Source organism: Cellulomonas sp. JZ18 (genome assembly GCF_009720485.1).
Taxonomy (GTDB): domain Bacteria; phylum Actinomycetota; class Actinomycetes; order Actinomycetales; family Cellulomonadaceae; genus Cellulomonas.
The window spans coordinates 2,823,361-2,845,270 of the sequence record NZ_CP045245.1 but is presented as its reverse complement, the minus strand read 5'-3'; the positions used below and the strand labels follow the sequence as shown (position 1 = coordinate 2,845,270).

Genomic DNA, 21,910 nt, shown 5'->3' with positions numbered 1-21,910 from the left:
GCCGCGTGCGCGGGGGCCCGGCCTGCCGTCGGCACCGGCACGCGGACGCCTCCAGTCGGCGGTGGCGGATGCCGATACCCACGAGGACGTACGGTGTGCTCCGTCGCGCGCGCGAGCGGCGCGACGGCAGACGACGAGGGGTGAGCGGATGAGCGGGACGGACCGGGAGCACGCGCGGGCCGGTGCCTGCGCGGACCCTGCCCGGGGGCGGTCGCCGCGCTCGTGACCACCGCACCTCCGCGCCGGATCGCCGTGCTCGACGGCGAACGGCGGCTCGACGTCGCCCTCCCCGCGACCGGCACGCTCGCCGAGGCCCTCGGCGCGGTCGGCGTCGCCCTCGACGACCCGGGGCTCACGCTCCTGGTCGGCGACCGCCGCGCGGAGGCCGGTACGCCGGTGGCCGACCTCGAGGACGGTGCGCTCGTCACGGTCGTCGACCGTGCCGCCGAACCGGCGGACCCGCGCCGTGCCGCTCGCGAGCGGCGGGTCGCCGGGCGTGGCGGCATCGCCCCGGCGTGGTGGGCACTGCTCGCGCTCGGTGCCGTGGCCGCGGTGCTGGACCTCGTCGCGCCGGGGCTGCTCAGCGCGCGGTGGACCCCGCCCGCGGCGGTCCTCCTCGCCGTCGCCGCGGTGGTGACCGCGGTGCTGGCCGCCCGGCGCACCGAGGACCTGCCCGCCGCGCTGCGCGTCGCGACCCCGGTGGCGCTCGCCGCCGCCGCGGCGGTCACGGTCGTGCCCGACGGGTGGACCGGCACGGACGTGCTCGGCGCCGTCACGGCGGCGGCCACCGTCGCCGTGCTGGGGCTGGCGGGCGTCGCGCTCGCCGAGCCGGGTCCGTGGCGCGCCTCGTTCGCCGCGGTCGCGGCCGTCGCCGCCGGCGTCGCGGCGCTGTGGGGCCTGACGCTCCTGCTGGCCTGGCCGGCCCAGGCCGCCGCGGCACTGACCGCCGGCGCGGTCCCCGTCGCGCTGCGGGCCCTGCCCGCGGCGCTGCTGCAGGTCGACGAGGGGTACTTCATGGACTACGGGCGCTACCTGCGCAACCGGTGGTCGGTGCGCGGCGCGGTGCCCGCCGACCCCGGCCCGGTGGACGGGGACGAGGTGCGCGCGCACGTGGTCGCCGCGTCCGCGGCGCGGGTCACCGCCACGGTCGTGCTCGCCGCGGTGGGGGCGCTCGCCCTGCCCGCCGCCGTGCCGCCGCACCCCGCCGGCGCGCTCGTGGTGGGCGGCACGGTCGCGCTCGTCCTGTGCTACCTCGTCGGGCTGCTGCTGCTCGCGCGCACCGAGAACGTGCCGGGCCTGCGCTGGGTGGTGCGCGGGTCGGCCGCCGTGGCCGCGGTCGTCGGCCTGCGGGCCGTCGCCGCCACGACCGGCCCGGACTCCGCGACGCTGGTCGCGGGCCTGCTCGCGCTCGTCGGCGTCGCGTCCGCCGTCGTGGCGGTGCCCCTGGGGCGCGGTGCGCGCTCGCTGGGGCTGTCCCGGACCGGGGACGTCCTGCAGGGGATGGCCACGGTCCTCGCGCTGCCGGCCGCGCTGCTCGCGGCCGGCGGCCTGGAGCTCGTGCGGACGGCGGTGTCGGGATGACGACGGTGACGACGACGTGCTGGTGCTGCGGCGCCGCCGCCCCCGCGGACGGACCCTGCCCGAGCTGCGGCGCGCTGCCGCGCGGTGCCGGCGACGCCGCGGGCGGAGCCCCGTCGCGCGGCGAGCGGCGGCGCGCGGACGGCGGCGACCTCGGTCCGCGGCTCGCGGGTCGTGCGGCGGGCGTGGGCGCCCGGCTGGCCGCGTTCACGGTCGACGTCCTCGCGCTCGTGCTCGTCGTCGCGGCGGTCTGGCTGCCGACCCGCTCGCCGGTGCTCACGGCCGTCGTCGCGGTCGAGGCCGTCGTGGCGCTGTGGGTCTGGCAGGCGCGCACGGGCCTGACCGTCGGCAACGCGGTGCTGCGCCTGCGCACGGCGCGCGACGACCGGCCGTGGTCGCCCGGCGCCGGTCCGGCCTTCGTCCGCCTGCTCGTGACGGGCCTGGGCGCGCTCGTCGCGGTCGTCGGCGCGTGGGGTGTCGTCGCGTCCGCCGCGCTCGACCGCAGCGGTCGCCGGCGCTCCTGGGCCGACCGGGCCGCGGGGACCGTCGTCGTCGCCGTCCCGCGGCGGCGAGCGACCCCGACGGTGGCCGTCCCGCCCGTCGCGCCGGGCCTCACGGTCATGGCCGCCGGCCCCGCCGCCGCGACGCCCGACCTCACCCTGCCGTGGCAGGACGGCGCCGGAGCCGAGCACGCGGGTGCGCTCGCGTCGTCCCCGCCGTCCGCAGGCCTGCCCCCCGTCGCCCCGGCGGGCGTCCGGCCCGGTGCGCCCGCGGTCCCGGCGGCGCCCTGGCAGGCGCCCGGCGACCGTCCCGGCGTGCTCGCCGAGCCCCTGGTCGTGCCGGACACGTCCGGCCCGCGGGTGCCCGAGCGCACCGACGCCCCGCCGGCCGGTCCGCAGACCGGGGCCCTGCCCGCCGTCGTCGGCCGCCCGGGTGCGGGCGCTCCGGTCCCGGTCGCCGGTGCGGCGGTGCTGCTCGTCGTCGACACCGGTCAGCGCGAGCTCGTGCCGCTCGGGGCGGCGGTCGTCCTCGGCCGCTCGCCCGAGGCCGTCGTCGCCGGAGACCGGCCCGTGGTGCTGCAGGACCCGGAGAGCACGGTCTCGCGCCGCCACCTGCGGCTGGAGCACACGCGTGACGGCGTCCGCGTGACCGATCTCGGCTCGGCGAACGGCACGGCGGTGCTGGGCGACGACGGCGAGGTCACCGTGCTGCCGCCGCACACCACCGTCCTGCTCGTCGAGGGGGACCGCGTCCGGGTCGGCCGGCGCGTGTTCACCGTCTCGTCCGTCGTCCCGGAGGCCTGACCCCGTGCCCGGATCCCGTCTCGCCCCGCCTCGCGTGCCCTCGGGGAGCGTGACGCTCCAGCCACCGCCCGAGCTCGCGGCGGCCGACGACACGTCGTCGGTGCTCACCTCCCTGCTGCCCATGCTCGGGTCCGTCGGCGCCATCGCGATGGTGACGATCTCCAACGCCGGTCCCACCGGCTTCCTCACCGGCGGCATGTTCCTGCTGTCGTCCCTCGGCTTCGTCGCCGCGAACGGCTGGCGGCAGCGCTCGCAGCGGGCGGCCCAGCTGCTCGACGCGCGGCGCGAGTACCTCGCCTACCTCACCGAGCTGCGCGCCACGGTGCGCACGGCCGCACGTCAGCAGCGCCGCGCCGCGCACTGGCAGTACCCGGCGCCCGCGACGCTGCCGTTCCTGGCGGAGGAGCGCACGCGCGTGTGGGAGCGCGGTGCGCAGGACGCCGACTTCCTCGACGTGCGGCTCGGCGTGACGGACCAGCCGGCGGCCATGGTGCTGGAGGCGCCCGAGCTGCCGCCGCTCGCGCAGCTGGACCCGGTGGCGGCGTCCGCGGCGCACCGCTTCATGCTCACGCACGAGCAGGTGCCCGACCTGCCGTTCGGCGTGCGCCTGGACGGCTGGGCGCGGCTGGAGGTGACGGGTCCCGAGGACGACGTGCGGGCGCTCGCGCGCGCGGTCGTGATCGGCGCCGCGACGCTGCACCACCCGGAGGACCTCGTGGTCGCGGTGGTCGCGGAGGAGTCGGCGCTGCCGCGCTGGGAGTGGGTGAAGTGGCTGCCGCACGCGCACTCGCGGCGCGTGCAGGACGGCGCGGGCCCTGCCCGCATGGTGGTCCGGTCGTTCTCCGACCTCGACGAGCTGCTGCCCGCCGACGTCGCGCAGCGTCCGCGGTTCGCGCCCGGCGGGGGGCAGACGCCGCACGTGCTCGTGGTCGTCGACGGCGTCCCGCTGCACACGGCGCACCCCGCGCTGCGCGAGGGCGTCCAGGGTGTGACGGTGCTCGACCTGCCGGCGCGCTGGGGTGCGCTGGAGGACGAGGCCGCCGCCCGCGTCGCGCTCTCGCGGACCGGCGACCGCCTCGTCGCCGAGGTGGTGCAGGCGCGCGGTGCCGGTGCGGCGTTCGTCCCCGACGCGTGCACCGAGGTGGAGGCGGAGGCCGCCGCGCGCCGGCTCATGCCGCTGTACTCCGGGCCGACCGCGGTCGAGGCGCGGGGCTCGGGGCAGGAGGAGCTCGTCGACCTGCTCGGCCTGCCGGACGTGCGCGACATCGACCTGGACGTCGCGTGGCGGGGGCGCCTCGAGCGCGACCGCCTGCGCGTGCCGATCGGGCAGGACACGACGGGTGCGCCGCTCGTGCTCGACCTCAAGGAGTCCGCCCAGCAGGGCATGGGCCCGCACGGCGTGCTCATCGGCGCCACCGGCTCCGGCAAGTCGGAGGTGCTGCGCACGCTCGTGCTCGCGCTCGCGCTGACGCACTCCCCGGAGGAGCTGAACTTCGTCCTCGTCGACTTCAAGGGTGGCGCGACGTTCGCCGGCATGGCGGGCATGCCGCACGTGTCGGCGATCATCACGAACCTGTCCGACGAGCTGTCCCTGGTCGACCGTTTCCAGGACGCGCTGACCGGTGAGATGACGCGCCGGCAGGAGCTGCTGCGCGCGGCGGGCAACTTCGCGAACGTCGGGGACTACGAGAAGGCGCGCCGCGGCGGCCGCACCGACCTGGAGCCGCTGCCCGCGCTGCTCGTCGTCGTCGACGAGTTCTCCGAGCTGCTGTCCGCCAAGCCCGAGTTCGTCGACAGCTTCGTCGCGATCGGCCGCGTCGGCCGCTCGCTGCACGTGCACCTGCTCATCGCGTCCCAGCGCCTGGAGGAGGGGCGGCTGCGCGGGCTCGACACGTACCTGTCGTACCGCATCGGCCTGCGGACGTTCTCCGGCGCCGAGTCGCGCGCCGTCCTCGGCGTGCCGGACGCGGTCGACCTGCCGCGCGAGCCCGGCGTCGGCTACCTCAAGGTCGGCACGGAGGGCATGACACAGTTCAAGGCCGCGTACGTGTCGGGCCGGCCGCCCCGCCGGCAGGAGGTCACCCGGCGGTCGGACGGCGGCGGCGTGCGCGCCGTCACCTCGTTCACCGCCGCGCGCGTCGCGGCGCCGGTCGAGTCCGAGCAGGTCGAGGCGCTGGACCCGGCCGTGGTCGCCGCCGAGGGCGCCGACGAGCGCGTGACCTTCGACATCGCGGTCGACCGCATGACCGGCCGCGGTCCGCAGGCGCACAAGGTGTGGCTGCCGCCGCTGGAGACGCCGGACTCCCTCGACGCGCTGCTGGGCGACCTCGCGCCGGACCCGCAGCTCGGGCTGGTCAGCCGGCGCTGGCGGGACGCGGGCACCCTCACGGTGCCGGTCGGCGTCGTGGACGTGCCGCTCGAGCAGCGCCGCGAGCCGCTCGTGGTGTCGCTGTCGGGCTCGGCGGGGCACATGGCGGTCGTCGGCCGCCCGGTGTCCGGAAAGAGCACGCTGCTGCGCTCGACCGTGGCCGCGCTGTCGCTGACCCGCACGCCGCTCGAGGTGCAGTTCTACGTCCTCGACTTCGGCGGCGGCACGTTCCTGGGCCTGCGCGACCTGCCGCACGTGTCGGGGGTCGCGACGCGCACCGAGGCGGAGGCGGTGCGCCGCACGGTCGCCGAGGTCGTCGGCGTCGTCGACCGGCGCGAGCAGTACTTCCGGGAGCAGGGCATCGACTCGATCGAGACCTACCGCGCGCGCCGCGCCGCCGGCACGGCGGACGACGGCTGGGGCGACGTGTTCCTCGTCGTCGACGGCTGGGGCACGCTGCGCCAGGAGTTCGAGGCGCTGGAGGCCACGGTCCAGCAGGTCGCCGCGCGGGGCCTGTCCTACGGCGTGCACGTCATGATCTCCGCGACGCGCTGGATGGAGGTGCGGCCGCAGGTCAAGGACCTCATCGGCACGCGCCTGGAGCTGCGGCTCGGCGACCCGGGCGACTCCGAGGTGGACCGCCGGACCGCCGCCAACGTCCCCGCGGCGATGCCGGGCCGCGGCCTGACGCCGACGAAGCTGCACATGCTCGGCGCGCTGCCGCGCGTCGACGGCTCGGGGGACACGTCCACCCTCGCCGACGGCGTCGCCGACCTCGTGGCCCGCACCCGCGCCGCCTGGCGCGGACCGCAGGGCCCGCGGCTGCGGCTCCTGCCGACGATGCTCCACCTCGACGAGCTGCGCGCCGCGGCCGGTCCGGACGACCGGCGCATCCTGCTGGGCGTCGACGAGGACGCGCTCGCGCCGTTCGGGCTGGACCCGGTGGACGAGCCGCACCTGTTCCTCTACGGGGAGTCCGACGCCGGCAAGACGTCGCTGCTGCGCACCTTCGCCGCCGAGGTGCAGCGGCTGTACACGCCGCAGCAGGCGAAGATCTTCGTCGTCGACTACCGCCGCGGCCTGCTGGACGAGATCCCGAAGGACTACCTGGGCGCGTACCTGACGACCGCGGAGATGACGCAGGGCGGCATGGAGGACCTCGCCGGGTTCTTCCGCACCCGCGTGCCGGGGCCGGACCTCACGCCGGAGCAGCTGCGGACCCGCTCGTGGTGGTCGGGAGCGGAGGGCTTCATCCTGGTCGACGACTACGACCTGGTGGCCACGTCGCAGGGCAACCCGCTGCTGCCGATCGTCCCGCTGCTCGCGCAGGCCGCGGACCTCGGCCTGCACGTCGTGATCGCGCGGCACACCGGTGGTGCCAGCCGCGCCGCGTACGACCCGGTGCTGCAGCGCCTGACGGACCTCGGCACCACGGGCATCCTGCTGTCCGGCAACCCGGACGAGGGGCAGCTGATCGGCCGCGTCAAGGCCGTGCAGGCGCCCCCCGGACGCGTGCAGGTGGTCAGCCGCGACCGCGGCCTCTTCCAGGGCCAGCTGGCGTTCCAGCCGTCGCGGCACGGCTGACGGGTCGCCCGCCGGACGGGTGCGTCCGGTGGGCGGCCTGTCGGTGGCGTGCGCCAGGATGGGCACGTGGACGACGCACGCACCGGCACGGACCTGACCAGCGAGGACGCGGCGGCCCCCGCCCCCGCCGAGGCGCGCCACCGCTGGAGCGAGCTGGCGGCGTCGATCGAGGCGGACCAGTTCGCCTACTACGTCCGGGACGCCCCGACGTCGTCGGACGCGGACTACGACGCGCGCATCCGCGAGCTCGCCGCCCTGGAGGACCGGTACCCCGACCTGCGCACGCCGGACTCCCCGACGCAGCGCGTGGGCGGCACCTTCTCCACGGAGTTCACGGCGGTCGACCACGTGGAGCGGATGATGTCGCTCGACAACGTCTTCTCCGCCGAGGAGCTGAGCGCGTGGGCGGACCGGGTCGTGCGCGACCTGGAGACGCAGGACGTGCACTGGCTCTGCGAGCTGAAGATCGACGGGCTGGCGATCGCGCTGCTGTACGAGCGTGGCCGGCTGGTGCGCGCCGCGACCCGCGGGGACGGCCGCACGGGGGAGGACGTCACGCTGAACGTCCGCACGATCCGGACGATCCCGCACGTGCTCGCCGGCGACCCGGCGACGCACCCGGAGCTCATCGAGGTCCGGGGCGAGATCTTCTTCCCCGTCGAGGCGTTCGAGGCGCTCAACGCCGCGCAGGTGGCCGCCGGCAAGGCCCCTTCGCCAACCCGCGGAACGCGGCGGCGGGGTCGCTGCGCCAGAAGGACCCGCGGGTGACCGCGTCCCGGCAGCTGCGCATGTACGCGCACGGCGTCGGCGCGGTGCGCGGGGGTCCGGAGATCACCCGCCAGTCCCAGGTGTACGAGCTGCTGGCGGGCTGGGGCGTGCCCGTGTCGCCACACACGCGCGTGCTCGACGCGTTCCCGGACGTCCAGGCGTTCGTGGCGCACCACGGCGAGCACCGGCACGACGTGGAGCACGAGATCGACGGCGTCGTCGTCAAGGTCGACGAGCGCGGCGCGCAGCGCCGGCTGGGCGCCACCAGCCGCGCGCCGCGCTGGGCCATCGCCTACAAGTACCCGCCCGAGGAGGTGAACACCCGCCTGCTCGCGATCGAGGTCGGCATCGGCCGCACCGGCCGCGCGACGCCGTTCGGGGTCATGGAGCCGGTCGTGGTGTCGGGCTCGACGGTCCGGCAGGCGACGCTGCACAACCAGGAGGTCGTCGCCGCCAAGGGCGTGCGGATCGGCGACATGGTGGTCCTGCGCAAGGCGGGCGACGTCATCCCGGAGATCGTCGGCCCCGCGCCCGCCGCGCCGGACGACGACGTGCCGCGCGTGACGTGGCAGATGCCGACCGAGTGCCCGGAGTGCGGGACGCCCCTGCGGCCCATGCGCGAGGGCGACATCGACCTGCGCTGCCCGAACGCCCGCACCTGCCCGGCGCAGGTGCGCGGGCGGGTCGAGCACATCGGCTCGCGCGGCGGCCTCGACATCGAGGCGCTCGGGGAGGTGACGGCCGCGGCGCTCACGCAGCCCGAGGTGCCGGCCGACCCGCCCGTGCCGAACGAGGCGTACCTGTTCGACCTGGTCGGCTACCCGCTGGACGCCCCCGCCGAGGAGGTCGCGCGCGTCCGTGAGCGGTCGACGGCGCTGCTGGCCCGGGTCGAGGTCGTCGTCCGCGACCCGGAGACCGGTCTGCCGCGCGAGGACGAGGACGGCCGGGTGCGGCGCCGCGCGCCCTTCCGTCGCACCCTCAAGCACACGAAGGCGGCGCAGGCGGCCGCGGCGGCCGAGGGGCGGACGCTGCCCGACTGGGAGCCGTCGGAGTCCGCGCGCACGCTGCTCGACCAGCTCGACGCGGCGAAGACGAAGGACCTGTGGCGCGTGCTGGTGTCGCTGTCGATCCGCAACGTCGGTCCCACCGCGGCGCGCGCCCTGGCCACGCGCTTCGGGTCGATGGAGGCGCTCCGGGCGGTCGTCGAGGGCGACCCGGCCCAGGCCGTCGCGGACCTCTCGCAGGTCGAGGGCATCGGGCCGGTGATCGCCGAGTCGCTGGTGCAGTGGTTCACCGGGCCCGAGGGGGACTGGCACCGCGAGGTCGTCGACCGCTGGGCGGCCGCCGGCGTGCGGATGCGCGACGAGCGCGACGAGACCGTCACGCCGACGCTCGAGGGTCTCACGGTCGTCGTCACCGGCTCGCTCGAGGGCTTCAGCCGCGACGGCGCGAAGGAGGCCATCATCGCGCGCGGCGGCAAGGCGTCCGGCAGCGTGTCGAAGAAGACGGACTACGTGGTCGTGGGGGAGAACGCCGGGTCGAAGGAGGCGAAGGCGATCGAGCTCGGGCTGCGGATCCTCGACGAGGCCGGGTTCGTGGCGCTGCTCGCGGGCGGGCCGTCGGCGGTGGGGGACGCCGCGGGCGGCGGCGGGGACGAGCCGACGGAGCCGGTCGGATGACGGCGGCCGGCTCGCGCACGGGCGGACCTCGCGCCGTGCCGGCTGCTCGCACGGACACGGCAGTGACCGTCGTCGTCGACGTGACGGCGACGTGAGCGCCGACCACGCGCCGGCGCCCGAGCTGGTCGCCCTCAAGCAGGACGCGGAGCGGCGCGGCTACGCGTACGGCATGGACTTCGTCGTCCGGGGCTTGCCCACGATGGCGAGCAGCGAGGTCGTCGTCGTCGGCAGGCAGGGCGACGACTACGTCGTCACGTACCGCGACATGGGGCGGGACCGTGAGCGCGTCCGCACGCGCGACCTGGAGGCCGCCCGTGCCGTGTTCTTCGAGGAGCTCGAGCGGCTCGGCCGCCCCTGGGCACCGGCCCCGGCGGACGACGTGCCCCCCGGGGGACCGCCGGCGCCGAGCCGGTGACGCGGTCGCCCCGGGAGGCGTTCGAGCAGGCCCAGCGCGAGGGTCTGTTCGCCGGCGTGACGTGGGACGAGGTCGAGGCGCGGGCCGCCGCGGCGGACGCGGACGCGGCGGTGGGGGAGCAGGACGTCGCCGCGGACGGTGCTGCGGCTGCGGGGCGGCCCGCTCGCCCCGGCGACCTGTACCGGCTCGTCGCGACGCCCGAGCGGGTCCGCGGCGCCGTGGTGACGTCCGGTGCGGTGAGCGACGACGGCACGACGTTCGAGGGCGAGCTGTTCCACGCCCTCCCGTTCCGGGTCCGGCTCGAGGACGGGGCCGCCACCGGCAGCGTGACGACCGGCTTCGGGCAGGTCGTCGACCTGCGGCGGGTCGAGGGGCCGTGGCCGACCGCGGCGGACGCCGTCGTGGCGCAGGCGCTGGAGCTCGCGCGGGCACGGCTCCCCGAGCGGTACCTGCGCTGGCTCGAGCGCCGTGCGGCCAGGCCGCGCGCGGACGCCCGGCGCGGCGGGGGCGACCTGACGTCGCTCGACGAGGTCGAACGCCTCGTCCGGGCCGAGTTCGGGAACGCCGTCGACGCCCCGGTGCCCCTCGCGGACCCCTCCTTCGAGGCCGTGCGTCACCGCGTCCACGGCGCGCTGGACCTGACCGTCGGGTTCGAGCTGCCCCGGCGGAACGTCGTGGCGGGGCTGACCTTGCCGACGGGCGCGGGCGTCAGCGTGCTGCCCGGGGAGTACCTGTGGGGCGGGTCGGACCTCGAGGCGGTGCGCCACCGGCTCGCGGTGCTGCACGAGTTCTGCCGCGAGCTCCTGGACCTCGCCCCCGAGCCCGCGACCACCTTCCACCTGCCGCAGGCGGCTCGAGTGCGGGCCGAGCAGGACCTGTCGGTGGACCAGTACGTCGACGCGTACGTGGTGCCGTTCGTCGAGGACGCGGTGGCGTCGGGGAAGCCGGTCACGTTCCCGGTGGACCCGTGCACGGTCCCGGACGACGGCGTGCTGGCCCGCCAGCTCGAGGTGCTGACCGCGCACGGGCTGCTCGTGGACCGCGACCGCCACGGCGACGGCCTGTGGCACGCGGTGCGCCCGCAGGGCCGGACGGCCTCGGCCGCGCTCGAGTGGGCCGGGTGGTGCGCGGACGCGATGGTCGCGGTGCTGGGCGACGACGTCGCCGAGCCCCGGCTGCGCTCGGCGTCGGCGGCGGCGGAGGGCGTGCTGCTCGGTGCGTACGTCGTCACGGTGGGGGTGCGCACGGGCGCCGCCTGGGCGCGGCTGGACGGGTTCGGGACGCAGCCACTGGAGCTCGAGGCACAGGGCGACGACCCCGCCCGGGTGGTCCGGGACGTGCTGGTGCGGGCGCGGGACCGTGCGTCCTCGACGCTCTCGGACGCCTACCTGGCGCGGTACCGGCGCGACCCGCGGGGAGCGAGGGCCGCCCTGCGGGGGCACGCGCAGGACCCGGGACTGGCCGGGGTCGAGCAGGCCCTCGCGCGCGTGCTCGGCACGGACTGGGCGGTGCTCGGACGCCGGCAGGACGAGGACGTCGAGGGCCTCGCGCTCGGCATCCGCCGGCGGGTGAGCGCGCACGTCGCCCTCCGCGGTCCGGAGCGTGCGCTCGCCCGGTCGGTGGAGATCGGCGCCGGGCGCCACCTGTACGCGCTGTTCGGCGCACGCGTCCCGCTCGACAGCGCACCGGCGTCGGTGGACCGCGCGGTCGCCGAGCTCGCGGAGTGGGTCGCGCTGCGGGTGGGTACGGAGGACTGAGGGGCGGGCCGACGAGGCCGGCGCCTGCGGCATGCTCGTCCTCGCGGACGGGGCGACACGTGGAGGAGACGGACGGATGGGCATGCTGTGGGGAGTACTCGGCCTGGGAGCCGTGACCGGCGTGGCGCTCGTGCTCGGCGGCCTGTGGGTCGTGCGGACCTGCCGGGCGCGAGAGCTGCGGCTGGCGCCCGTGGCGGCGACGGTCCTGGGCGTCGAGGGCCGGCACCTCGACCTCGGGTACCACCTCGACGGGCGGCCGTTCCGGTACCGCGGCCGAGCCGCGCGCTTCGTGCAGGGTCCGCTGCCCGCGGTCGGCGCGAGCATCCCGGTGCACGTCGACCCCCGGCGGCCCGCGGTCGCGCAGACACCCGGGGAGCTGCGGGTCGCCGGAGCGCTGGGCTGGGTCTACGTCGGCTGCGGGGTGCTCCTCGTCCTGGTCGTGGTGGTCGCCGCCGTCGTCGTCGCGCAGGGCTGGTGAGGACGGGTCCGGGCGCGGGGGAGCGCCCCGCGCTGCCCACCGAGCTCGTCAACCGAGCCGTGGTGGAGTACGTGGGCCGCGGCAGCGCGGCACGCCCGACGACACGTCCCGACGTGCTCGCCCGGCTCGCGCCCGTCGGTCGGGCGGACGAGCTGCGCACGGTGGTCGACCGGCTGCTCGCCGAGGCGGAGGCGATCGACGTGGCGCCCGACGAGAGCGTCGACCACAGCGTCGTGCCGGCGTTCGCGGCGAGGATCCGCGTCCGCCACCCCGGGCTGGACGACGCGGCGGTCGACGCGCTGTGCTGGGCGTCGCGCCACCGGCGGGAGTACGAGTGACGCCGGGACCGGACCCGGTGCGGCACGACGGACGAGGAGGACGACGGTGACGGACGAGGTGCTCTCCGCGGCCACGGCCACGGCCACGGTCGCGCCCGGCGCGAGCACGGGCCTGCGGGTGCGCCGCGCCGGGCTCCAGGACGCCGACGCGCTCGGCGCGCTCGTCGCCGACGTGTACCTGGCGGACGGCCTCGTCCCGGCCGGGTCGCCGTACCTGGCGGAGCTGCGGGACGCCGCCCGCCGGATCGCGCAGGCCCACGTCCTCGTGGCCACGACGCGGGGCGAGGGCGGCGCGGAGGAGGTCGTCGGGACGATCACGCTGGCCGCCGCCGGGGCGCCGTTCACGCACATCGCCCGCGACGGCGAGGTCGAGCTGCGGATGCTCGCGGTGCGCCACGACGCGCGCGGCCGGGGGTGGCGGCGGAGCTCGTGCGTGCCGCGCTCGCGGAGGGCGCCGCGACCGGTGCGCGCCGTGCGGTGCTGACGACGTTCGAGGCGATGCGGACCGCGCAGCGGCTGTACGAGCGGCTCGGCTGGGTGCGCACGCCCGCGCGGGACTGGGCGGTCGGCGAGGTGCCGATGCTCGTCTACACGTGGGACGTGCCTGCCGCGCCGGGCGCGCGCACGGAGGCGGCGACGTGGCCGCCGGTGCGGGTCGAACGGGTCGGGCCGTGGCGCGTGGGGCTGTCCGACGGGCTGACGCAGCGGGCGAACTCCGCGCTGCCCCTCGGCACCCCCGACGACCTGGCGGCCGCGGTCGACGCGGTCGAGGCGCTGTACGCCGCCGCGGGGCAGCCGGCCGTCTTCCGCGTGGGCGACCCGGACACCGCACCCGGCCTGGTGGCGGAGCTCGACGCACGCGGCTACGACGCGGGCGTCGTCACGGACGTGCTCGTGCGGGACGACGTCGACCCCGGTGCGCCCGCCGCCCTGCCGGGCGGGGTCGCCCTCGCGGTGTCCGACGTCCCGGACGACGTCTGGCTGGACACCTGGCTCGCGGTGAAGCGCGGACCGCGGGACGTCGGCCGCCGCCTCCTCACCGGGGCGCCCGCGGCGTACCTCACCGCGACGGACGGCGCCGGTGCGCCCGTCGGGATCATCCGCGCCGCGCTCGCGGACGGCTGGGCCGCGCTGTCGTGCCTCCAGGTCGCCCCGGCCGCGCGCCGTCAGGGCCTGGGCCGTGCCCTCACGCGCGCGGCGCTGGAGGCAGCCGCACACCGGGGCGCGTCCCGCGCGTTCCTGCAGGTCGAGACGGACAACGACGCGGCCCGTGCGCTGTACGCGGGCCTCGGCTTCGTGCCGGCGCACCGCTACGCCTACCGGCGGCAGCCGACGGGTGGTGGCGCGGGCACCTGCTGAGGGCGGGCGGCCCTCACCTCACCACCGGCGCGGCGCCGGTAAGGGCCGCGCGCCGCGCCGCACCGGCGGACGCTGCGTGGAGCCGTCGTCAGCGCGCCACGGCCACCGGGGACGCGGCGAGCCGCGCGTCGACCGCGGCGGGGGACAGCACGTGCTCCGCGGCCATCGCCGACGCGCCCAGCACGCCCGCCCGCTCGCCCGTGCGGGACGCGACGATGCGCAGGTGCTGCGTCGCGAGCGGCAGGGACCGGGCGTAGACGACCTCCCGGATGCCCGCGAGCAGGTGCTCGCCGGCCTCGGCGACGCGCCCGCCGATGACGATGACGGACGGGTTGAGCATGCTCACCGTCGCGGCGAGGACGGCGCCGATGCTGCGCCCGGCCTCGCGCAGGGCGGCCGAGGCGGCGAGGTCGCCGGCGCGGACGAGCCCGACGACGTCGCCGCTGGTGGCGGTGGGCAGCCCGCGCGCCGCCAGGTCGGCGGCGAGCGCCTGACCGGACGCGACCGCCTCGAGGCAGCCGGTGTTGCCGCAGCGGCACGGACGGTCGGAGCCACCGGGCACGGCGATGTGCCCGAGGTCCCCGGCGGCCCCCTGCGCACCGCGCCGGATCCGGCCGTCGGTGATGATGCCGGCGCCGATGCCGGTGGCGACCTTGACGAACAGCAGGTCGGCCACGCCGGACCAGCAGGTGCTGTGCTCGCCGACGGCCATGATGTTGACGTCGTTGTCGACGAGCACGGGGGCGTCGAGCAGCCCGCCGAGGACGCCCGGCACGTCGGCGTCGTCCCAGCCGGGCATGATCGGCGGGTTGATGGGGCGTCCCGTGGCGTGCTCGACGGGGCCGGGCAGCCCGACGCCCACGGCGGCGAGGTCGCTGCCCGGACGGTCCGCCTCCTGCAGCAGCCGCCGCCCGAGGTCGGCGACGTGGTGCAGCACGGCGTCCGGGCCGTCGGCGATGGCGATGGCCTCGCCGTGCTCGGCGAGGACGGTGCCGGCGAGGTCGGTGACGGCGAGCCGGGCGTGCGTCGCACCGAGGTCCACCGCGAGCACGACCTCGGCCGCGGGGTTGAACGCGAACGTGGCGGGCGGGCGGCCGCCCGTCGACGAGCTCGCGCCGGCGGGTGCGACGAGCCCGGTGGCCAGCAGCGCGTCGACGCGTGCCGCGACGGTGGACCGCGCCTGCCCCGTGACCGCCGCGAGGTCGGAGCGCGTGCGGGGGCGGCCGTCGCGCAGGAGCTGCAGCAGGTCGCCGACGCCGGGGGAGCGGGTCGTCCGCAGCGGCTCGTCCATGCCCACAGTGTCGCCTCCTCGTCGCCCCCGCCGTGCTTCGGCGCGTCACGGTGAGATAACTCTGCCACTCGGTGGTCATCTTTTGCTTGACCGTCGGCAGAAGTCCGCCGTACGGTCCTCGACATGGTCAACGACGACCCCGCGGCGGCCGCCGCCGCACCCACCGACGCGATCCTGCGCATGCGCGGGATCGTCAAGCAGTTCCCCGGCGCCCGGGCTCTCGACGGCGTCGACCTCGAGGTCCGCGCGGGGGAGGTGCACTGCCTGCTCGGCCAGAACGGGGCGGGCAAGTCCACGCTCATCAAGGTGCTCGCGGGCGCCCACCAGCCGGACGAGGGCGAGATCCTCCTCGACGGCACCCCCGTGACGATCGCGCACCCCGTCGCGGGCCTGCGCCTCGGCGTCGCGACGATGTACCAGGAGCTCGACGTCGTCGACGGGCTCTCCGTCGCGGAGAACGTCTACCTCGGGCACGAGGTCGCGTCCGGCGGGTTCACCCAGCGCCGCACCGCGGCCCAGCGCACGCGCGAGCTGCTGCGGCGGCTGGGCCACGGCGACCTGTCGCCGCACCGCGAGGTCGGCACGCTGTCCGCGGCCGGCAAGCAGGTCGTCAGCATGGCGCGCGCGCTCTCCCACGACGCCCGCGTCATCGTCATGGACGAGCCGTCGGCCGTGCTCGACAGCGAGGAGGTCGCCAACCTCTTCCGCGTCGTGCGCGAGCTCACCGCGCAGGGTGTCGCCGTCGTCTACATCTCGCACCGCCTCGACGAGATCCGCGAGATCGGCGACCGCATCACCGTGCTGAAGGACGGCCGGACCGTCGCCCAGGGCCTGCCCGCCGCGACGACGCCCACCGCCGACCTCATCCGGCTCATGACGGGCCGCACGGTCGAGTACGCGATCCCGCGCCGCCCGCCGGTCCCGCACGACGCACCCGTCGTCCTGCGCGTGGAGGACCTCACCGTGCGCGGCGCGTTCGCGGACGTCTCCTTCGACGTGCGGGCGGGGGAGGTCGTGGGGCTCGCCGGCCTCGTCGGCGCCGGCCGCTCCGAGGTCCTCGAGACCGTCTTCGGCGCGCGCCGCCCCCACGCGGGACGCGTCAGCGTCGACGGACGCCCCGTGCACGCCGGCTCCGTCGGTGCCGCCGTGCGCGCCGGCATCGGCCTGTGCCCGGAGGAGCGCAAGAGCCAGGGCCTGCTGCTCGACGAGCCGGTGTACCGCAACATCACCCTCTCCTCGTTCGGCCGCACCGCCCGCGGGCCGTTCCTGGACGAGCCCGCCGAGCGGCGCGTCGCCGACGAGCAGATCGGGGCGCTCGACCTGCGCCCGGCGGACCCCGACCGCGCCGCCCGCACCCTGTCCGGCGGCAACCAGCAGAAGGTCCTGCTGGCCCGGTGGCTCGTCCACGGCTGCCGAGTCCTGCTGCTCGACGAGCCCACGCGCGGCGTCGACGTCGGTGCCCGGGCCGAGATCTACGCGCTGATCGCGCGCCTCGCCGCGGCCGGCACCGCCGTCGTCGTGGTCTCCAGCGAGATCGAGGAGGTGCTCGGCCTCGCCGACCGCGTCCTCGTCCTGTCCGAGGGGCGTGTGGTCCACACCGGCCCCGCGTCCGAGATCGACGAGCACCGCGTGCTCGACCTCGTCATGGAAGGAAGTGCCGCGTGAGCGACCAGCACCTGGCGGCCCCCGTCCCCGCGGACGAGTCCGCGCGCGTGGAACGGGCGAGCGCCACCACCGCACGCCCGCGCCGCAACCCGCTGCGCGGCGCCGCGGGCCGCAACCTCGGCCTCGTCATCGCCCTCGCGCTCGTCTGCGCGGTCGGCGTGGCGACCGCGGGGAGCGGTTCGCGAGCGTCGACAACCTCATGACGATCCTGCGGCTGGCCGCCGTCATCGGCGTGCTGTCCGTCGGCATGACGTTCGTCATCACCGGTGGCGGCATCGACCTGTCCGTCGGGTCCGTCCTCGGGCTCGCGTCCGTCTGGGCCTCGACGCTGGCCACGCAGGCGATGGCGGAGCAGTACCACTGGGTCGTCATGGTGCTCTGCGCGCTCGCGGTCGGCCTCGGCGCCGGCGTCGTCAACGGCGTGCTGGTCGCGTACGGCAAGGTGGTCGCCTTCATCGCGACCCTCGCCATGCTGGTCGCGGCGCGCGGCCTGGCGGAGATGATCGCGAACCGGCAGACGCAGGTCGTCCGCGTCGACGGGTTCCTCGACTTCTTCCGCTCGAGCGTGCTCGGCGTGCCGATGCTCGTGTGGATCTTCGCCGTCGTCGCCGCGGCCGGCTGGGTGCTGCTCAACCGCACGACGTTCGGGCGGCGGACCGTGGCGGTCGGCGGCAACCCCGAGGCCGCACGCCTGGCCGGCATCGACGTGCGCCGGCACACCATGTACCTCTACGCGCTGGCGGGCCTGGCCGCCGGCATCGCCGGCGTCATGATGCTCGGCCGCACCACCGCCGGCAGCTCGACCAACGGCCAGCTCTACGAGCTCGAGGCCATCGCCGCTGTCGTCGTGGGCGGCACGCTGCTGGCGGGCGGCCGCGGCACCATCGTCGGCACGGTCCTCGGCGTCCTCATCTTCACGACGCTGACCAACGTGTTCACGCAGAACAACCTGTCCATCTCGGCGCAGGCGATCGCCAAGGGCGTGATCATCGTCGCCGCCGTCCTGCTCCAGCAGCGCCTCGCCGAGCGCTCCCGCGCCCGCACCACCTGACGCGCGCCGTCACCCGCACACCCCTGCAGCACCCCGATCGAGGAGGATCGTCATGTCTGCACCCCTGCGCCGCCGCTGGCTCACCATGGCCGGCACCGCCGCCGCGCTCGCCCTCGTGGTGACCGGCTGCACGTCCAACGAGCCCCAGGACACCGCCGACGAGGGCTCCGGTGGTCAGGCCGCCGTGCCCGGCACCGAGAACGACGAGACCGGCGAGACGGTCACGATCGGCTTCTCCGCCCCGGCCGCCGACCACGGCTGGATGGGCGCGATCACGCGCGCCGCCGTCGCCGAGGCGGAGAAGTACGAGGACGTCGAGCTCGTCCAGGCCGAGGCCACGAACGACGTCAACCTGCAGATCAGCCAGATCGAGCAGTTCATCAACGACGGCGTCGACGCCATCGTGCTGCTGCCGTTCGACGGCGCCGCGCTCACCGAGGTCGCGCTGCAGGCGATGGAGGCCGGCATCGTCGTCGTCAACGTCGACCGCGAGTTCGACGACCCGAACGCCGCGCGCACCACGGTGCTGGGCGACAACTACGGCATGGGCGTCAGCGCCGGGCAGTACATCTGCGAGCAGCTCGGCGACCAGCCCGACGCGAAGGTCGCCGAGATCGCCGGCATCGACTCGCTGCCGCTGACGCAGGACCGCAGCCGCGGCTTCGCCGACGCGCTCTCCGAGTGCGGCCTGGAGGTCGGCAACCGCGTGGCCGCGGACTTCACCGTCCAGGGCGGCGAGGCGGCGGCGGCCAACCTGCTGCAGGCGGCGCCCGAGCTCGACGCGATCTGGAACCACGACGACGACCAGGGCGTCGGTGTCATGGCGGCCATCGAGAACGCGGGCCGTGACGAGTTCATCATGGTGGGAGGCGCCGGCTCGAAGAACGTCATGGAGGCGATCAAGGCCGACGACTCCGTGCTCAAGGCGACGGTCATCTACCCGTCGACGCAGGCGGCGGACGGCGTCAAGCTGGCCCGGCTGCTGGTGCAGCAGAAGGCGATGAGCGACCTCGTCGAGGTGGAGGTCCCGCGCACGATCCAGCTGTACGCCCCGGTCGTCACCAAGGCGAACGTGGACGACTACCTGCCCACGGCCTTCGAGTCCTGACCCCCTCGCCGGGCGGGCGACCGCGCCCGCCCGGCGGCCCGACCCACGAGGAGGACCCGTGGCAGACACCCGCCCGCGCCTGGGCATCGGCATGGTGGGGTACGCCTTCATGGGCGTCGCCCACTCGCACGCCTGGCGCACCGCCCCCGCTTCTTCGACCTGCCGCTCGCCCCGGACATGGCGGCCGTCGCCGGCCGCGACGAGCAGGCGGTCCGGGCGGCCGCGGACCGCCTCGGCTGGCGCGACGCCGAGACGAGCTGGAAGGCGCTCGTCGCCCGCGAGGACGTCGACCTGGTCGACGTGTGCACGCCGGGGGACACGCACGCCGACATCGCCGTCGCGGCGCTCGAGGCCGGCAAGCACGTGCTGTGCGAGAAGCCGCTCGCCAACTCGGTCGAGGAGGCCGAGGCGATGGTCCGCGCCGCCGAGGCGGCCCGGTCGGCGGGGGCGCTGGCGATGGTCGGCTTCACGTATCGGCGGGTGCCGGCCGTGCAGCTCGCGAAGCGGCTCGTCGACGAGGGGCGCATCGGCACCGTGCGGCACGTGCGGGCCCAGTACCTGCAGGACTGGATCGCCGACCCGCAGGCGCCGCTGTCCTGGCGGCTGGACCGGACGAAGGCCGGCTCGGGCGCGCTCGGCGACATCGGCGCGCACGTGGTCGACCTCGCGCAGTTCGTCACGGGCGAGCACCTGACGGGCGTGTCGGCGGTGCTGGAGACGTTCGTGCGCGAGCGGCCGCTCGCGGCCTCGTCGTCGGGGCTCTCGGGCACCGGGGCGGCGGACGGCGCGACCGGACCGGTGACGGTGGACGACGCGGCGGTGTTCCTCGCGCGCCTGTCCGGCGGGGGCCTGGCGACGTTCGAGGCGACCCGGTTCGCGTACGGCCGCAAGAACGCGATCCGCCTCGAGGTCAACGGCTCCGCGGGGTCGCTCGCGTTCGACTTCGAGGACATGAACGTCCTGCACTACTTCGACGCGAGCCAGCCCGCGTGGGAGGCGGGGTTCCGGCGGATCGTCGTGACGGAGCCGGAGCACGCGTACGTGGGCGCGTGGTGGCCGGCCGGCCACGGGCTCGGGTACGAGCACGCGTTCACCCACCAGGCGGTGGACCTGGTGCGCGACGTGGCGGCGCACCGCCAGCCGCGGCCGTCCTTCGCGGACGGGCTGCAGGTGCAGCGCGTCCTCGACGCGGTCGAGCGCTCCGCCGCCGACCGCAGCACCTGGACCGAGGTGCCGGCGCCCGCCGGCGCGTCCGACGACCCGGAGGAGTGAGGCATGGCCCGCCCGATCACCCTGTTCACCGGCCAGTGGGCCGACCTGCCGTTCGAGGAGGTCGCGCGCCTCGCGTCCGGCTGGGGCTACGACGGTCTGGAGATCGCCTGCTGGGGCGACCACCTCGACCCCTGGCGCTGGGACGACGACGAGTACGTCGCCGGCCGCCTCGCGATCCTGGAGAAGTACAACCTCAGGGTCTGGGCGATCTCCAACCACCTCAAGGGCCAGGCGGTCTGCGACGACCCGATCGACGCCCGCCACCGCGACATCCTGTCCGACCGGGTGTGGGGCGACGGCGACCCCGAGGGCGTGCGGCAGCGCGCCGCGGAGGAGATGAAGCACACCGCGCGCCTGGCGGCGAGGCTGGGCGTGAGGACCGTCGTCGGCTTCACCGGCTCCTCCATCTGGAAGTACGTCGCGATGTTCCCGCCGGTCTCCGCCGAGCTCGTCGACGCGGGCTACCGGGACTTCGCCGACCGCTGGAACCCGATCCTCGACGTCTTCGACGAGGTGGGCGTGCGGTTCGCGCACGAGGTGCACCCGTCCGAGATCGCCTACGACTGGTGGACCACCGTCCGCGCCCTGGAGGCCATCGGCCACCGCGAGGCGTTCGGCCTCAACTGGGACCCCAGCCACTTCGTCTGGCAGCAGCTCGACCCGGTCGACTTCCTGCTCGAGTTCTCGAGCCGGATCTACCACGTCGACTGCAAGGACGTGAAGCTGCGCCTCGGCAACGGCCGCAACGGCCGGCTGTCCTCCCACCTGCCGTGGGCGGACCCGCGCCGCGGCTGGGACTTCGTCTCCACCGGCCGCGGCGACGTGCCGTGGGAGCCGTCGTTCCGCGCGCTCAACGCCATCGGCTACGACGGGCCCGTGTCGGTCGAGTGGGAGGACGCCGGCATGGACCGCCTCGTCGGCGCGCCCGAGGCGCTCGCGTTCGTCCGCGCCAACCTGTTCGACCCGCCGTCCGCGGCGTTCGACGCGGCGTTCAGCACCCGCTGACCCGCGCGAGCAGGCGCCGCCGCGGGGAGGAGGGGCCCCGCGGTGGCGCCGTCGGACGGGGCGTCGATACTGGGCAGATGATCTCCACGGACCTGGCCATCGCCCTGCAGGCCGCGGGCCTGCGCTGGCAGCCGCGTCCCGGCGACCGCTTCGCGATCCAGGGCGCCGACCTCGACGGCGAGGTGTTCACGATCTCCGACATGGTCGTCGAGCCGCACGAGTACCCGACGGGCACGATCCTCGGCTTCAACGGCACCACCGAGTGGGCGCTGGACTCGGTGCGCCAGGAGGACGCGCTGTGGCTGCCGCGCGAGGACCAGCTGCGCGAGCTGCTCGGCCGCGCGTTCCGCAGCCTCGCCCGCTCGACGGACGGGTCGTACCAGGTGCTCATCGAGCTCGTCGGCCAGCCGCCGCGGGTCTTCACGGCGGACACCGCCGCGGACGCGTACGGCGAGGCGCTGCTCGCGCTGGTCACGGCCGCGCTCGAGCGCACGGCCTGACGCGTACGGGCTGACGTCCGCCCGGGTCGGGCGCCGGGGACGCCCGTCTAGACTCTCCGGCATGTCCACCCTCTCCCGCGACGAGGTCGCGCGCGTCGCCGCGCTCGCCCGGATCGACCTGACGCCGGGCGAGCTCGACCGCCTCGCCGGCGAGCTCGACGTCATCGTCGAGTCGGTCGCCCGGGTGTCCGAGGTCGCGACGCCCGACGTGCCCGCCACCAGCCACCCGCTGCCGCTGACCAACGTGTTCCGCGCCGACGAGCCCGTCGCGCCGCTGGACCGCGACGAGGTTCTCGCCCAGGCGCCGGCCGCGCAGGACGGCAAGTTCCTCGTCCCGCAGATCCTGGGGAGGAGGCGTGAGCGCGGCGACCGGGGCTGACAGCCCCCTGA

At 76.2% G+C, this 21,910-nt stretch carries 15 protein-coding genes and 3 pseudogenes; 17 read left to right on the top strand and 1 reads right to left on the bottom strand.

The window, feature by feature from the left end; translation table 11 throughout:
• The first annotated feature begins 222 nt into the window (after positions 1–222).
• The 10 genes and pseudogenes from GC089_RS12945 (at position 223) to GC089_RS12905 (ending at position 13,628) form a co-directional block, all read left to right on the top strand.
• On the top strand, positions 223–1,581 hold the full coding sequence (locus GC089_RS12945) for a hypothetical protein (RefSeq protein WP_155378010.1): 1,359 nt from the start codon (positions 223–225) through the stop codon (positions 1,579–1,581).
• Positions 1,578–2,882, top strand: a complete 1,305-nt coding sequence (locus GC089_RS12940) for an FHA domain-containing protein (RefSeq protein WP_155378009.1) — start codon at positions 1,578–1,580, stop codon at positions 2,880–2,882. Before GC089_RS12945 ends, GC089_RS12940 begins: the two co-directional genes overlap by 4 nt.
• Before the next feature lie 49 nt (positions 2,883–2,931).
• Positions 2,932–6,834, top strand: coding sequence for a type VII secretion protein EccCa (gene eccCa, locus GC089_RS12935; RefSeq protein WP_230684793.1), 3,903 nt, complete (start codon positions 2,932–2,934; stop codon positions 6,832–6,834).
• A 66-nt stretch (positions 6,835–6,900) separates the two neighbouring features.
• Positions 6,901–9,281, top strand: a pseudogene (ligA, locus tag GC089_RS12930) (NAD-dependent DNA ligase LigA).
• Between the two features lie 91 nt (positions 9,282–9,372).
• A complete protein-coding gene (locus GC089_RS12925) occupies positions 9,373–9,696 on the top strand; it encodes a hypothetical protein (protein ID WP_155378007.1) in 324 nt (107 codons plus the stop codon).
• The gene (locus GC089_RS12920; RefSeq protein ID WP_155378006.1) at positions 9,693–11,453 is read left to right on the top strand and encodes a hypothetical protein; all 1,761 of its coding nucleotides are present in this window, start codon (positions 9,693–9,695) and stop codon (positions 11,451–11,453) included. Before GC089_RS12925 ends, GC089_RS12920 begins: the two co-directional genes overlap by 4 nt.
• 76 nt (positions 11,454–11,529) lie before the next feature.
• Positions 11,530–11,931, top strand: coding sequence for a hypothetical protein (locus GC089_RS12915; RefSeq protein WP_155378005.1), 402 nt, complete (start codon positions 11,530–11,532; stop codon positions 11,929–11,931).
• Positions 11,928–12,269 carry a hypothetical protein gene (locus GC089_RS12910; RefSeq protein ID WP_155378004.1) on the top strand — a complete coding sequence of 114 codons (342 nt, stop codon included), beginning with the start codon at positions 11,928–11,930 and terminating at the stop codon, positions 12,267–12,269. Before GC089_RS12915 ends, GC089_RS12910 begins: the two co-directional genes overlap by 4 nt.
• 46 nt (positions 12,270–12,315) lie before the next feature.
• The gene (locus tag GC089_RS19180) at positions 12,316–12,753 is read left to right on the top strand and encodes a hypothetical protein (RefSeq protein WP_230684791.1); all 438 of its coding nucleotides are present in this window, start codon (positions 12,316–12,318) and stop codon (positions 12,751–12,753) included.
• A complete protein-coding gene (locus tag GC089_RS12905) occupies positions 12,699–13,628 on the top strand; it encodes an N-acetyltransferase (RefSeq protein ID WP_230684790.1) in 930 nt (309 codons plus the stop codon). The genes GC089_RS19180 and GC089_RS12905 overlap by 55 nt, the downstream gene beginning before the upstream one ends.
• An 88-nt stretch (positions 13,629–13,716) precedes the next feature.
• Here the strand turns inward: GC089_RS12905 and GC089_RS12900 are convergent, their stop codons facing one another.
• The gene (locus tag GC089_RS12900) at positions 13,717–14,919 is read right to left on the bottom strand and encodes an ROK family protein (protein ID WP_155378003.1); all 1,203 of its coding nucleotides are present in this window, start codon (positions 14,917–14,919) and stop codon (positions 13,717–13,719) included.
• Between the two features lie 123 nt (positions 14,920–15,042).
• On the opposite strand from GC089_RS12900, the gene GC089_RS12895 reads away from it, so the two are divergent.
• The 7 genes and pseudogenes from GC089_RS12895 (at position 15,043) to gatC (ending at position 21,899) form a co-directional block, all read left to right on the top strand.
• Entirely contained in the window at positions 15,043–16,584 is a 1,542-nt protein-coding gene (locus tag GC089_RS12895) for a sugar ABC transporter ATP-binding protein (protein ID WP_155378002.1), read from the top strand.
• A pseudogene (locus tag GC089_RS12885) lies at positions 16,581–17,635 on the top strand (ABC transporter permease). Before GC089_RS12895 ends, GC089_RS12885 begins: the two are co-directional and overlap by 4 nt.
• 52 nt (positions 17,636–17,687) lie before the next feature.
• Positions 17,688–18,743, top strand: coding sequence for a substrate-binding domain-containing protein (locus GC089_RS12880; protein ID WP_155377999.1), 1,056 nt, complete (start codon positions 17,688–17,690; stop codon positions 18,741–18,743).
• Positions 18,744–18,834: 91 nt separating this feature from the next.
• Positions 18,835–20,015: pseudogene (locus GC089_RS12875) on the top strand (Gfo/Idh/MocA family protein).
• 3 nt (positions 20,016–20,018) lie between these two features.
• Positions 20,019–21,020, top strand: coding sequence for a sugar phosphate isomerase/epimerase (locus GC089_RS12870; RefSeq protein ID WP_155377998.1), 1,002 nt, complete (start codon positions 20,019–20,021; stop codon positions 21,018–21,020).
• 77 nt (positions 21,021–21,097) lie between these two features.
• Positions 21,098–21,520 (top strand): pilus assembly protein CpaE, encoded by a 423-nt coding sequence (locus tag GC089_RS12865; protein ID WP_155377997.1) that lies wholly within the window; start codon positions 21,098–21,100, stop codon positions 21,518–21,520.
• A gap of 61 nt (positions 21,521–21,581) precedes the next feature.
• Positions 21,582–21,899, top strand: coding sequence for an Asp-tRNA(Asn)/Glu-tRNA(Gln) amidotransferase subunit GatC (gatC, locus tag GC089_RS12860; RefSeq protein WP_155377996.1), 318 nt, complete (start codon positions 21,582–21,584; stop codon positions 21,897–21,899).
• Positions 21,900–21,910: the final 11 nt, after the last annotated feature.

Coding starts and splice junctions, on each gene's coding strand:
- GC089_RS12940 (WP_155378009.1), top strand. CDS start 1,578: ATGACGACGGTGACGACGACGTGCTGGTGCTGCGGCGCCGCCGCCCCC.
- GC089_RS12915 (WP_155378005.1), top strand. CDS start 11,530: ATGGGCATGCTGTGGGGAGTACTCGGCCTGGGAGCCGTGACCGGCGTG.
- GC089_RS12900 (WP_155378003.1), bottom strand. CDS start 14,919: ATGGACGAGCCGCTGCGGACGACCCGCTCCCCCGGCGTCGGCGACCTG.
- GC089_RS12895 (WP_155378002.1), top strand. CDS start 15,043: ATGGTCAACGACGACCCCGCGGCGGCCGCCGCCGCACCCACCGACGCG.
- GC089_RS12880 (WP_155377999.1), top strand. CDS start 17,688: ATGTCTGCACCCCTGCGCCGCCGCTGGCTCACCATGGCCGGCACCGCC.
- GC089_RS12870 (WP_155377998.1), top strand. CDS start 20,019: ATGGCCCGCCCGATCACCCTGTTCACCGGCCAGTGGGCCGACCTGCCG.
- GC089_RS12865 (WP_155377997.1), top strand. CDS start 21,098: ATGATCTCCACGGACCTGGCCATCGCCCTGCAGGCCGCGGGCCTGCGC.
- gatC (WP_155377996.1), top strand. CDS start 21,582: ATGTCCACCCTCTCCCGCGACGAGGTCGCGCGCGTCGCCGCGCTCGCC.